This window comes from Amycolatopsis sp. NPDC050768, assembly GCF_040654155.1.
In the GTDB taxonomy this organism is placed as follows: Bacteria; Actinomycetota; Actinomycetes; order Mycobacteriales; family Pseudonocardiaceae; genus Amycolatopsis.
Map to the genome: position 1 here is coordinate 326,483 of NZ_JBFAHL010000007.1, position 11,585 is coordinate 338,067.

10 protein-coding genes are annotated in these 11,585 nt (G+C 71.2%); all 10 read right to left on the reverse strand.

Annotation, left to right across the window (positions count from 1 at the left end; genetic code table 11):
- Window positions 1-71 precede the first annotated feature (71 nt).
- Window positions 72-1,499: a UbiD family decarboxylase gene (locus AB0H62_RS22725; protein WP_220239523.1), complete on the reverse strand. Its 1,428-nt coding sequence runs from the start codon at window positions 1,497-1,499 to the stop codon at window positions 72-74.
- 82 nt (window positions 1,500-1,581) lie between these two features.
- The gene (locus AB0H62_RS22730; RefSeq protein ID WP_360587976.1) at window positions 1,582-2,850 is read right to left on the reverse strand and encodes a YeeE/YedE family protein; all 1,269 of its coding nucleotides are present in this window, start codon (window positions 2,848-2,850) and stop codon (window positions 1,582-1,584) included.
- A 62-nt stretch (window positions 2,851-2,912) separates the two neighbouring features.
- Window positions 2,913-3,152 (reverse strand): hypothetical protein, encoded by a 240-nt coding sequence (locus tag AB0H62_RS22735; RefSeq protein WP_220239525.1) that lies wholly within the window; start codon window positions 3,150-3,152, stop codon window positions 2,913-2,915.
- A 25-nt stretch (window positions 3,153-3,177) separates the two neighbouring features.
- The gene (locus tag AB0H62_RS22740; RefSeq protein ID WP_360587978.1) at window positions 3,178-3,366 is read right to left on the reverse strand and encodes a hypothetical protein; all 189 of its coding nucleotides are present in this window, start codon (window positions 3,364-3,366) and stop codon (window positions 3,178-3,180) included.
- 34 nt (window positions 3,367-3,400) lie between these two features.
- Window positions 3,401-5,131: a hypothetical protein gene (locus AB0H62_RS22745; RefSeq protein WP_360587980.1), complete on the reverse strand. Its 1,731-nt coding sequence runs from the start codon at window positions 5,129-5,131 to the stop codon at window positions 3,401-3,403.
- A 59-nt stretch (window positions 5,132-5,190) separates the two neighbouring features.
- The gene (locus AB0H62_RS22750; RefSeq protein WP_360588173.1) at window positions 5,191-6,981 is read right to left on the reverse strand and encodes a hypothetical protein; all 1,791 of its coding nucleotides are present in this window, start codon (window positions 6,979-6,981) and stop codon (window positions 5,191-5,193) included.
- Between the two features lie 360 nt (window positions 6,982-7,341).
- Window positions 7,342-9,084, reverse strand: a complete 1,743-nt coding sequence (locus AB0H62_RS22755; RefSeq protein WP_360587982.1) for a thiamine pyrophosphate-dependent enzyme — start codon at window positions 9,082-9,084, stop codon at window positions 7,342-7,344.
- Window positions 9,085-9,094: 10 nt separating this feature from the next.
- The gene (locus AB0H62_RS22760) at window positions 9,095-9,808 is read right to left on the reverse strand and encodes a flavodoxin family protein (protein WP_220239530.1); all 714 of its coding nucleotides are present in this window, start codon (window positions 9,806-9,808) and stop codon (window positions 9,095-9,097) included.
- Window positions 9,809-9,936: 128 nt separating this feature from the next.
- Window positions 9,937-10,203 carry a hypothetical protein gene (locus tag AB0H62_RS22765; protein ID WP_220239531.1) on the reverse strand — a complete coding sequence of 89 codons (267 nt, stop codon included), beginning with the start codon at window positions 10,201-10,203 and terminating at the stop codon, window positions 9,937-9,939.
- Window positions 10,204-10,324: 121 nt separating this feature from the next.
- Window positions 10,325-11,542 carry a GAF domain-containing SpoIIE family protein phosphatase gene (locus AB0H62_RS22770; RefSeq protein WP_220239532.1) on the reverse strand — a complete coding sequence of 406 codons (1,218 nt, stop codon included), beginning with the start codon at window positions 11,540-11,542 and terminating at the stop codon, window positions 10,325-10,327.
- Between the last annotated feature and the right edge of the window lie 43 nt (window positions 11,543-11,585).

Below are 11,585 nucleotides of genomic sequence, written 5' to 3' on the forward strand. Positions count from 1 at the left end.
GACAGCCGTCACGTCCGGCCACACAAGCCCGTCACGGCTGAGGCGCGTCGCCTACCCGTCACGCCCAGCCGTCACACCCACCCGGGCAGGTCGCTCACGGCCGTGATCGTCTCGACGGCGTCCACGTCCACGGCTTGCATTGCTTCTTCCGGCACTCGCGCGCGAGCCGGGAAGACGACCGGCGGGGCGGGTTTGGTGGCGTCGACGATCACGGCGGAGGAGCGTTGCGGGGTGCGCCCGCCCGCTTCGTCGTAGGACCAGTTGGTGGGCAGCAGGCCGCCGGGGCCGTTCCAGCGGGGGATGATCTGCAGGTCCTGCGACGCGTCGAAGCGGGTGCCGATGGCCCAGGCGACTTCGCGTTCGTCGTAGACGTCGATGTCGTCGTCGACGATGACGATGGCGCGCAGGTTCTCCGGCTCGGTGTTGAGGGCGGCGAAGGCAGCGCGCGTCGGGTCGGTGTCGGAGTTCTTGCGGATCGACAGGTAGCAGTGCATGCGGGCGTGCAGCGGGATGTTGACCGCGCGCAGGCCCGGCACCTTCTGCTGCACGGCCTCGTGGATGCTGGCGATGCGCGGCAGAGCGCCCATGAGCCGGTGTTCGCGGCCGGAGGCCTGAATGTCCTGGAAGATCGCGTCGCGGCGCATGGTGATGGCGTCGACCTCGATGACGGGCTTGCGGCCGCCGCCGACGTAGTGGCCGGGCCATTCGGCGAACGGGCCTTCCTCCTCGAGCTCGTCGGGCAGGATGTGGCCCTCGATGACGATCTCGGCGTGCGCGGGCACGGGGATGCCGGACGTCACGGTGGGGACGGTGGCGACCGATTCGCCCAGGTAGGCGCCGGCGGCGTCGTACTCGCCGCCGATGCCCGGGACCCGCGACACCGCGCCCATGAGGAACGCCGGGTGGTGCCCGATCACCAGCGCGATCGGGGTGGGCTCGCCGCGTTCGGCGTAGCGGCGGTGGATGGTGCCGCCGTCGTGGGAGCCGAAGAACCACACCCCGAGGCGCCGGGGGCCGTAGATGTGATGGCGGTAGATGCCGGCGTTGATCGCGCCCGACTCCGGGTCGCGCGTCACGCCGACGGCGGCGGTGAGGAACGGGCCGCCGTCCAGCTCGTTGTGGGTGGGGATCGGCAGGCGGGTGAGGTCGGCGTCCGCGCCGCGCCACACCACCTCCTGCACCGGCGCCGCGCCCTCGAACTCCACCGGCGGGTGCGCGGCCCGGCCCTGGCCCGCGACCGACGAACGCACGAGCGTCTCGGCCTCGACCCCGAGGGCCAATGCCATCCGCTCGTGCGTCGCGACGAGGTTGGTCAGGCACCGCAGCTCGCTGCCGGCGACGTCGCTGAACAGCAACGCCGGGTAGTCGCCGCGCTTGTCGTACCACGCTCCGTAGGCGGTGACACCGAACCGCGGGTCCACCTGCTTCGACACGTGCTTGACCTCGCCCGCACCGGTCGAGACCACCTCCGCGAGAAACGACCGCAGATCCTTCGTCACCGTGAGCCTCCCAAAAGACGTCAGACGTCTGACGCACTATAGGAAGACAGCTCGGGCCTCGACAAGGTGTCCCACCACCTGGTCAGCAGATGCTGTCGCTCGGCCGCGGGTTGACCAGCCCGAACAACGGCCGCAGCCGCAGGCCGACCCAGGTGCCGAAGAGGGCGAACAGGCCCCACAGCCAGCCGTGCAGGCTGCCGGTGGAGATGCCGGCGAGGTACGCGCCGATGTTGCACCCGCCGGCGAGCCGAGCGCCGATGCCCATCAGGATGCCGCCGAGCACGGCCGCCACCGCGGTGCGCCACGGGATTTCCGCCCGGATCTTCCACGTCCCGGCCGCCGAGGCCGCGACGGCCGCACCGAGGATGATGCCGAGGTCGGTGAGGCTGGTCTTGTCCGTCCAGATCGGGCCGGCGAGCGCCTTGGCGTTGGTGCTTGTCTGCCAGAACTCCCAGGTCTCGGGGTGCAGGCCGACGAGCTGCAGCAGCTTCGCGCCCCACAGCGTGAACGCGAACGTGACACCCCACGTCGAGCCCGACACGAGGACGACCGCCGCCGCGAGCACGCCGAGCACGAGGGCGCCGACGAGCAGCGGCCACGAACCCCGCAGCACGCGCGCGAAGCCGTGCGCGGTCGGGACGGGTTCGACCGGGGGCGGCGTGCGCCGCGCCTGCACGAGCCGGGTCACCACTACGACCACGGCGAGCGCGGCCAGCGTGATCGCCCAGGAACCGGCCCAGCCGACGTGGTCGGCGAGCAGGAACCCGGAGACCTGCGGCCAGCCGGTGAACACGGGGTAGGCCCAGCTGTAGAGCACCGAGCCCGCGATGAACCCGCCGAGCGTGAGCACGATCGTCGACTGGCCCGCGCCGACGGCGAACAGCGTGCCGGACGCGCACGCGCCGCCCAGCTGCATGCCGATGGCGAACACCGCCGCGCCGACGAACAGCGGCAGGCCGATCGGCCCCGCGGTGAGCTTCGGCGTGGCGCCGAACAACCCGGCGCCGGTGCCCGCGATGAGGGCGATGAGCGTGGTGGCCGTGCCGAGCAGCAGCGCGTGGGCCCGCAGGCCGGAACCGTTGCCGACGGCGATCAGCTGCCGCCACGCGGAGGTGAACCCGAAACGGGAGTGGAACAACGCGACGCCGAGGGCGAGGCCCAGCGCGAGCAAAATGCCGTACTTGCCGCCGTAGGTCGCCCAGACGTACCAGCTCAGCGCGACGCCGAGCACGGCGGCGACGGCCAGCGGCACCACGCGCACGGGCTCTTCCGGCGCGGGCCGGGGCGCCTCGCACGACGTCGGCGACGACAGCAGGAACTGGCTCGCCGGCAGGGGTTTCTTCACGGACATGGGAACTCCAGGGTCGAGGGGGACCGGCCACGGCGGCGGGCGGGCCGCCGTGGCCGCGGGGATCAGCCCCAGGAGGGCAGCAGCTTGCCCGGCACGCCGCCGAGCGACTGGAGGAGGCCGAGCGGCGGGACGCCGAGCGGGGCGAACGTCCAGATGTTGTTCAAGTCGCTCGTGTCGGGCTCGTCGACGACGACCACACCGGGCGTGTCACTGGTGGACGCCAGGGCGGGACCGGACGCGACGAGCGTGGCGGCGCCGGCGAACGCGGCGATCGCGGTGGCGCGGACGAGGGTCTTCTTCATCGGGATTCCTTTCGGTAGAAGGTTTTCAGGACACGGTGGTGATGAGGCCGAACACCGGGGCGAGCAGGTCGACCGGCTGCCCCAGCGGTCCGAGCACGCCACCGAGGTCGACGCCGGGCACCGCCCAGACGGCGGGTTCCGCGTCGGCGACGCCGGCGCCGAGGCCGGTGAACACCGCGGCCGCGGCGAGGGTGAGCAGGATCCTGCGTTTCATGCGGTTTCTCCTTGTCTCGGGGATTTCTGCGGGTTCAGCGAAGGACAGCGGAGATCGGCACGACGGTCCCGTCGGGGATCCACTGGCCGGCGTAGTCGCGGTCCATCACCATGCCGGGGGCGTGGGGCTCCCCGGGGTCCATCGGCATCGCGTTGACCTGCGCCGACGCGTAGATCTGCACCTCGCCCGTCGCCGCCGCGGGGCCGAGCCACCGCGCGAACCCGCCGACGGTCGGGCTCTCGCCGCCGAACTCGTCGCCGACCGCGATGGCGTAGGACAGCGCCGTGGGGTCTCGCGGGTCGAAGCGCAGGGGCAGTGACGAGCTGGCGACCGCGTTCACGAGCGGGGCGTTGAGCAGCCACGGCGCCAGGTACAGGCCGTACTGGTAGGTCGGGCGGCTCTGCTGGGCTTGCTTGGCCTGCGTCAACGCGGGGTAACCACCGGCCCAGCCGGCCACGACGACCAGCGCGGTGTCCGGTCCTGGTTCGGCCTGGACGCCCAAGCCGTGACGGGCGGCGGTGTCCCGCACGAGCCGGGACGCTGCCCGGCCGCGGGGCGACGTGTCGTCGACGAGCGTGAGCGCGGCGGGTTTGCGGGCAGCCAGGAAGTCCACCAGTTTCACCAGCGCGCCACTGTCCTCGGGGGACAGTGCGTCGGCCGGGCACGAGATGAGCACGTCACGACGGCCCGCGACGAGCCCGCCGAGCGCCGCGGACGCGCATTCCGGTGAGTCGGCCGTGACACCCGGGCCGGGCTCGGTGCCGGCGTCCACCTCGACGGCGGTGGTGGCGTCACCGCGGCGGATCCGCAGGTCGCTGCGCCCGGGTGGCAGGACGACGTCGGCCCACGTGCCCTCGGCGCCGGGCCGCGCGACGGACTGGACAACGGAGCCGTCCGAGGCGGTCACCGCGAGGTCGGCCCCGGCGCCGGCCGGGAAGTGGACCAGGTTGTGGCCCGGGCGCTGCGGGCTGACCAGGACCGGGTAGCCACCGGCGTCGGCGAGCAGCGGCACACCGGGCACGGGCAGCGGGGGAGGGGCCGGGATCGCCGCGAGCGCGGCCCACGCCAGGAACGCGAGCGCCACGCCGACCGCGCCGAAGCGGTAGGTGCGGCCGGTGTCGCGCCGCAGCACCACGGCCAGCACCGTCACGACCAGGGGCAGCACCACGGCGAGCAGGACCGTGAGGCCGAACAGCGTGGTGTAGAGCCGCCGGTCGAACCCGGGGCCGGACAGCGCGAGCTCGACCCCGCCGGCCAGCACCAGGAGTCCGCCGAGTGTGAGGGACAGCGGTCCAGGCCTGATGGCGGTGGCCTGCCACTGCCCGTCCGGCGAGGCGCTGAGCAGGGCGAACCCGAACCAGACGGTGGCGCCCGCCACGTACACGAGGTCCGCGGCGAACCCGAGACCCGAGCGGCCGGCCGACGTCTCGAGCACGACCAGTCCGACGAGCGCGACCGACGCCCACCGTCCGAACCGCGGCCGGCTCACCAGCAGCGGCACGGCGAGCGCGAGCAGGACGTGCACGGCGAGCGCGATCGGGTTGATCGGCACGGCGAAGAACGAGCCGACGGCCAGCAGCGCCGACGCACCGCCGAGTCCGAAAAGGACAATACGCGTCCGTCGGCCGGGTGAGTCGGCCAGCGGAGCGAGCAGCCCCGCGCCGGCGAGGAAGGCGGTGGTGAGCAGCAACGCGAGCCGCAGCACGAGCGCCAGCGCGTCCACTCCGGACGAACCGGTGGCGGCCGTGAGGTCGTGGTGATCCATCGTGGACCTTCCGGGGAGGTCCGGTGCCGGGCCGCCGAAGCGGCCCGGCACCGGAGGGGTCACTTGACGTCGGCGTCCGCGGCCACGAACAGCTCCGAGTGCGGCTTGGCGTTGCCGAAGTCGCCGTGGGGCCAGGACTTGCGGTTGAAGTTGATCCCGACCTGGCCGGTGAACTCGTCGCGGAAGTTCTGGTCCACGGAGATCTTCCCGTCCGGGCCGAGGTTCAGCAGGTTGACCTTGTGGTCACCGTCCAAACCGGACCGGGCGACGAAGTAGTTCGACACCGCGAGGTGCTGCGGCTGCGCCGTCTCGTGGTAGAACCCGTCGCTGCCGAGCGCGAGGTTGTCGTAGGCGCCCCAGTGCGGGCCGGCGCCCGGCGTGCCGGGGTTGATCGGCGCCGCGCCGACGACCGTCGGCAGGTCACCGCCGCCGCCCTGCTGCGCCTTGGCCTTGGTGTCTACACGGCCCTGGATGTCCTCGATCCGGTCGCCGGCGTTGACCAGCTTCCGGATGTCGAGCACGTAGACGCCGCCGGTGGTGCCGGGGTCGTCCGCGCCGAGCGTGCCCTTCTGCCGCCCGACGATCGCGCGGTAGAGGTACTTGTCGTCCGGGCTGGTCTGGATCCAGCCGCCGTTGGAACTGGCGCCGTTGGCGTCGTTGCCCGGGTAGATGGCCTTGTTGGCCGCCCCGTCGTCGAACACCTCGATCCAATGCGGATCCTTCGCCGTGATGTCCGGCGTGTAGAACACCGCTCCACCCTGCATGGTCTGGGCGAAGGCGCCCTTGTGGCCCGGCAGGTTCGTCACCGTGGTCTCCATGACCGCGCGGCTTTCCGAGTGCAGCGGGTCGGCCGGGTCGGCGCGCGGGCCGTCCGGCAGGTAGGAGACCGCCTTGAGCTTCGGGTGGTTGCGGTCGGAGATGTCCCACGTGCGCACGGTCGGGCGCCGCAGGTACGGCGACGGCTGCTTCACCGGGTCGAGGATGATGTTGCGCGGTTCGGCGTAGTCGCTGGTGACCAACGTGTTCAGATCCTCGCGGGCCTGCACGCCGTGCGGGTTGGCGCACGTCGGTTTCCCGAGCTGCGGGAGGTTGTCGCACAGCTTGGGGTTGTCGCCTTGCGGTGTCGCGGCCGGGTTCTGTGACAGGACCTGCGCGTTCTGGTCGAAGTGCACGACCTCGCCGGGGCTGCCGGCGAACCCGTTGCCGATCTGCGTGCTGCCGTCCTGGTAGGTGTACGGCCCGGGCACGACCGGCCCGCCCATGTAGGTGCCGTACGCCGTGCCGTCCTTGAGCACCCAGTACGCGTCGGGCACCGAACCGCCGAGCGTCTGTGTCGGCAGGCTGACGCCCTTGAGTTTCAGCTGTGGCAAGGAACTCACATCGAACGCATACGTCGCCGCGGCGAACAGTGCGCCCGCGTAGATCGTGTCGCCCTTGTGCCACACGTACTGCATGTGGTGCGGCTCGTTCTCGACGAGCGGGCCGACCGTCGCGGTGTTCACGACCTTGCCGTACGACGGCGAGCCCTGCGTCGCGTCGATCACAGCGAGGAAATCGGGACCGGGCAAGGTGTTCTTCACCTTGTTGAGCCCGCCGCCGAGGGTACCCGGCAGGTTCTTGACGTCCTTCACCGCGGTGTCGGCGATGTTCTCGTCACCGGCCCACACGAGCAGCCACTTCTTCGGCGTGCCCGACTTCGCGGTGAGATCCTTCGACACCAGGTGGTTCTGCACCCAGTACTGCTTGCCGTCGGCCGCGGTCTTGCTGTCGGTGAACACCTGCACATCCGCGTACGCACTCGTGCTCGCCCCGGTGTAGGTCACCGCCGCGATCGCCAACGCGGTGGCCATCGACCCCGTCACCACCTTCCGCCAACGCGGACTGGATCGCATGCACGTTCTCCTTGTTCGTCGTTCCCGCGCCCGTTTTCCGGGCAGGACAAAGACACCGTCGGTGCGGTGCTGGTTCTTCGAACCCGGGCGGCTTACTCGTTCCGAAACGCCACGGGTTCGGACATGCGCGAAATAGTTGCGCCATTCAGACCAACCGTCAATACGGTGATCAATCCCTGAGACGCCGCCGTATCGGGTGAATCCCCGGCACCGACGTCTGCCCAGCTGAGCAGGTCTGCGTCACCCGACCGTGTGACTGGCACAAAACAGAAGAGGCCCGGCCGAGGAACGGCCGGGCCTCTTGGGCTGCGGAGGCGGTTACGCCTTTTCGTCGACGTCGTGCGCCGAGATCAGGGTCTCCTCGATCTTGGCGATGGCGAAGCCCCACGCCTGGCCGACAGTGGGCTTCGGCGGGATCACGATCTCTTCGGCATTGGTGACGACGTCGACCAGCACCGGGCCGGGGTGGGCCAGTGCGGCGCGGACACCGGCGTCGACCTGGTCGGAGTGCTCGACGCGAACGGCGTGGATGCCGCAGGCCCGGGCGACGCCGGCGAGGTCCGGGTTCTTGAGCACGGTGCCGAACTCGGGGATGCCGCCCTGTTCCTGCTCGAGCTTGACCATGCCGAGGCGGGAGTTGTCGAACACGAAGATCTTCACCGGCAGCTCGTAGGCCGCGACCGTGAGCAGTTCGCCCATGAGCATGGTGAGGCCGCCGTCACCGCAGAACGCGATGGTCTGGCGGGCCGGGTCGAGCTGGGCGGCACCGAGGGCGTGGGGCAGCGCGTTGGCCATGGAGCCCAGGTTGTACGACCCGAGCAGCTGCCGGTTTCCGTGCAGGGTCACGAAGCGGGCGAGCCACACCGTCGACATGCCGGTGTCGGAGGTGAACACCGCGTCGGCGTCGGCGTGGCGGTCGATAGCTGCCGCGAGCACCTCAGGGCGGATGGCGCGCTCGCGGTTGTCGAACTGCTTGCGTACGCGGCCGGTGACGGTGGAGTCGTAGCCGGGGTCGGCGAGGTGGCGCTGGCGGTCGCGCCAGCTCGTGTAGCGCTCGCGGGACGCCGTGAGGTGCGCGCGCGAGGGCTTCGCCTCGAGCAGCGGCAGCAGCGCGGCCAGCGTGGTGCGGGCGTCGCCGACGAGCGCGTGGTCCACGTGCACGCGGCGGCCGATGCGTTCACCCTCGTGGTCGATCTGCACCACGGTCTTGCCCTTCGGGTACCAGTCTCGGTACGGGAAGTCGGTGCCCACCATCAGCAGCACGTCGCCGTGGCTCAGCGCGTGCTGCGCCGCGGGGTTGCCGATCAGGCCGGTTTGCCCGACCTGGTAGTCGTTGTCCCGTTCGAGGGTTTCCTTGCCCTTGAGGGTCAGGACCATCGGCGCGGCAAGGGTTTCCGCCGTCGCCAGCACCTCGTCGCGGGCCGGGCGTGCGCCGGAGCCGACCAGCATGGTCACGGTGTCCGCGCCGTTGAGCACGGCCGCCACCTCGCCGAGCGCCCCGGCCTCCGGGGTCACCGGCGGGTGCTGGCTCACGAACCGCGGCTCCTGCGTGCCGTGCGGCAGCTCGCGTCCCGCGATGTCGCCCGGCAGGGTCAGCACGGCCACCCCGTTGCGTGCGTACGCCGCGTTCACCGCCAGCTCCAGCAGGTACGGGAACTGGGCCGGGTCGGTGATCGTGCGGGAGAACACCGACACGTCGCGGAACACGGCGTCGTTGTCCACTTCCTGGTGGTAGTCGCTGCCCATCTCGGCGCTGGGCACCTGGCCGCAGATCGCGAGCAGGGGGGTGTGGGACTTCTTCGCGTCGTAGAGGCCGTTGAGCAGGTGCAGCGAGCCCGGTCCGACGGTGCCCATGCACACGCCGATCCGGCCGGTGAGCTGCGACTGCGCGCCCGCGGCGAACGCGCCCGCCTCCTCGTGCCGGACTCCTATCCACCGGATGCGGGGCTCCTGGCGCAGCGCGTCGGTGATCGGGTTCAGCGCGTCGCCGACCACGCCCCACATCGCGGACACGCCGTGGTCGGCCAGGCTTTGCACGAGCATCTTCCCGACAGTGGTCATCGGTGTCCTCTCAGCGGTATTCGGGGTTGGGATGGGTGAAATCGAACCGCTCGCCCTCGTCCCAGGCCGCTCGCTGGTTGCCGTACGCGGGGATTCCGCCCGCGTCCTTCAGCATTTTCGCCAGGTGCATGAGGTTCCACGTCATGAACGTGGTGTTGCGGTTCGTGAAGTCGTTCTCCGGCCCGCCCGACCCCGGGTCCAGGTAGGACGGACCCGGGCCGATCGGCCCGAGCCAGCCGGCGTCGGCCTGCGGCGGGATCGTGTAACCGAGGTGCTGGAGGCTGTAGAGCACGTTCATCGCGCAGTGCTTCACCCCGTCCTCGTTGCCGGTGAGCAGGCAGCCACCGACGCGTCCGTAGTAAGCGTACTGGCCGGCGTCGTTGAGCAGGTGTGAACACGCATAGAGCCGTTCGATGACCTTCTTCATTTCGGACGAGTTGTCCCCGAGCCAGATCGGTCCACACAGGACCAGGATGTCGGCGGCCAGCACCTTCTCGTACAGCGCCGGCCATTCGTCGCTCGCCCAGCCGCGCTCGGTCATGTCGGGGTACACCCCGACGGCGATGTCGTGGTCGATCGTCCGGATCACCTCGACCTCGACGCCCTCGCGCCGCATGAGCTCCGCGCTCACCCGCAGGAGTCCTTCGGTGTTGCTCGGCTCCGGCGAGCGCTTCAGCGTGCTGTTGAAGAACACGGCGCGCAGGCCGTCGAATCGGGGACTCACAGACACTCCAGGGTTCGGTGGGCGGTGGACCTCACCCTAGGGAGCAGCACGCGGAGTCACCATTATCGGGACGTTACGGCGGTTCTTACGGAAGTGTTGTGGCCGGTTTCGCCGGCCGGTGCCGAGACTTACGGCCGGCGCTGTTCGATCGTGAAGCCGAGCTTCCCCAGCACCGCCACCGCGCCCGCTTTGCCGCCTTCGAAGTCGCCGGGGGCGAGGCGCTCGCCGGTGGCGAACTCGTACGCCGTACCGAGCAGGGCCTTGTGCGGGTACCGCTTGCCGTCCCACACCAGCTCGTAGGTGCGCGACGGGCCGAACCCGTGCGCCGCGAAGAACGCCTCCGCCCCGAGCCGGTCGTACTCCTGCGCGGCGCGCACCACGTCCGCCTCGCTCACGCGGCTCCACGACACCATCTCTGCCGGACCTCCCGGGCTGGGCGACACGTCGCAGCCCAGCGTGGGGCCGGCGCGGGGTGCTTCGCATCGGGGAATTCCCCGGTGGGCGCCCACCGGGCGATTAGGGACGCACCGGCCGTTTCGTCACCACCAGCAGCGCGACGTCGTCCTGGGCCGGGTTCGTGCCGACGAGCGCGGCCATCACTCGGGCGCACACGGCTTCCGGGTCGCCCGTGGTCATGGCGGTGGTCAGTTTGCGGAAGCCGTCGTCGAGGTCGGCGTCGCGGCGTTCGACGAGGCCGTCGGTGTAGAAGCCGAGCGTGCACTCCGGCGGCAGCGCGACCACGGTGTCGCGCCGGTCCGCGGGTGGCAGGCCCAGGCCCACGGGCAGGTCCGGCGGGACGTCCAGCAGGCGCGCGGGGGAGCCGGGCGTGGCCAGCACGGGCGGCGGGTGCCCGGCGAGGGACAGCACGAGGGTTTCGCGGTCCGGCGGCACGACGGCGTACGCGACGGTCGCCATGATGCCTTCCTCGAAGTGGTTCATCTTGCGGCTCAGCTTGCCCAGCGCCTCCGCGGGACTCGCGGCGTCGAGCGCGTACGCGCGCAGGGCACTGCGCAGCCGGCCCATCACCACGGCGGCGCCGAGGCCGTGGCCGGCGACGTCGCCCATGACGATGCCGAGGCGGTCGCCGGGGAGCGGGAACACGTCGTACCAGTCGCCCCCGACGGCGAAGTCCGCGCCGGGCACGTAGCGGGACGCGAAGTCCAGGCCCGGCACCGAGGCGATGCGCGCCGGCAGGAGACTTCGCTGCAGCGCCGTCGCGGCCGCGCGGTCTTCGCCCGCGGCCTCGGCCACCATCGTCAACGCGAGGCGGGCCGCGGCGATCCGCAGGAGCTCGATGTCGTCCGAGTCGAACGCACGCTCCACTGTGGACCCGATGTGCAGCACGCCCACGAGCTCGTCGCGGGCGAGCATCGGCACGCCGAGGAGCACTTTGAGACCGCGTTCCCACAGCAGCGCGTTGATCACGGTCGACTCGTCGACATGGTCGATCAGCACCGGTGCGCGCTGCGCCGCGACCCGCCCGGCGAACCCGGCTCCGACCGGCACCCGCACGCCTTGGAAGACCTCTTCCTCGATGCCCGCCGACGCGATCGCGGTGAGCCGTCCGGCGGCCTCGTCGTAGCGCAGCACGGTCGCGGTGTCGACGTCGAACAGCTCACGCACGCGCTCCAGCAGCGTGCGCAGCAGCGGCTCCAGTTCGAGCCGGCCGAGGGCGGTGTCGGTGATCGACTCCAGCCGGTGCAGCCGGTCGCGGGCGCCGGGTTCGACGGGCATTGGACCAGGCTACTGGGCCGCGGCACCTGCAACCGATGGTTGC

What these genes read in the sequence shown, in the direction of transcription:
- AB0H62_RS22755 (WP_360587982.1), bottom strand. Translation starts at nt 9,084, where the DNA reads ATGACCACTGTCGGGAAGATGCTCGTGCAAAGCCTGGCCGACCACGGC.
- AB0H62_RS22730 (WP_360587976.1), bottom strand. Translation starts at nt 2,850, where the DNA reads ATGTCCGTGAAGAAACCCCTGCCGGCGAGCCAGTTCCTGCTGTCGTCG.
- AB0H62_RS22735 (WP_220239525.1), bottom strand. Translation starts at nt 3,152, where the DNA reads ATGAAGAAGACCCTCGTCCGCGCCACCGCGATCGCCGCGTTCGCCGGC.
- AB0H62_RS22750 (WP_360588173.1), bottom strand. Translation starts at nt 6,981, where the DNA reads ATGGCCACCGCGTTGGCGATCGCGGCGGTGACCTACACCGGGGCGAGC.
- AB0H62_RS22745 (WP_360587980.1), bottom strand. Translation starts at nt 5,131, where the DNA reads ATGGATCACCACGACCTCACGGCCGCCACCGGTTCGTCCGGAGTGGAC.
- AB0H62_RS22740 (WP_360587978.1), bottom strand. Translation starts at nt 3,366, where the DNA reads ATGAAACGCAGGATCCTGCTCACCCTCGCCGCGGCCGCGGTGTTCACC.
- AB0H62_RS22770 (WP_220239532.1), bottom strand. Translation starts at nt 11,542, where the DNA reads ATGCCCGTCGAACCCGGCGCCCGCGACCGGCTGCACCGGCTGGAGTCG.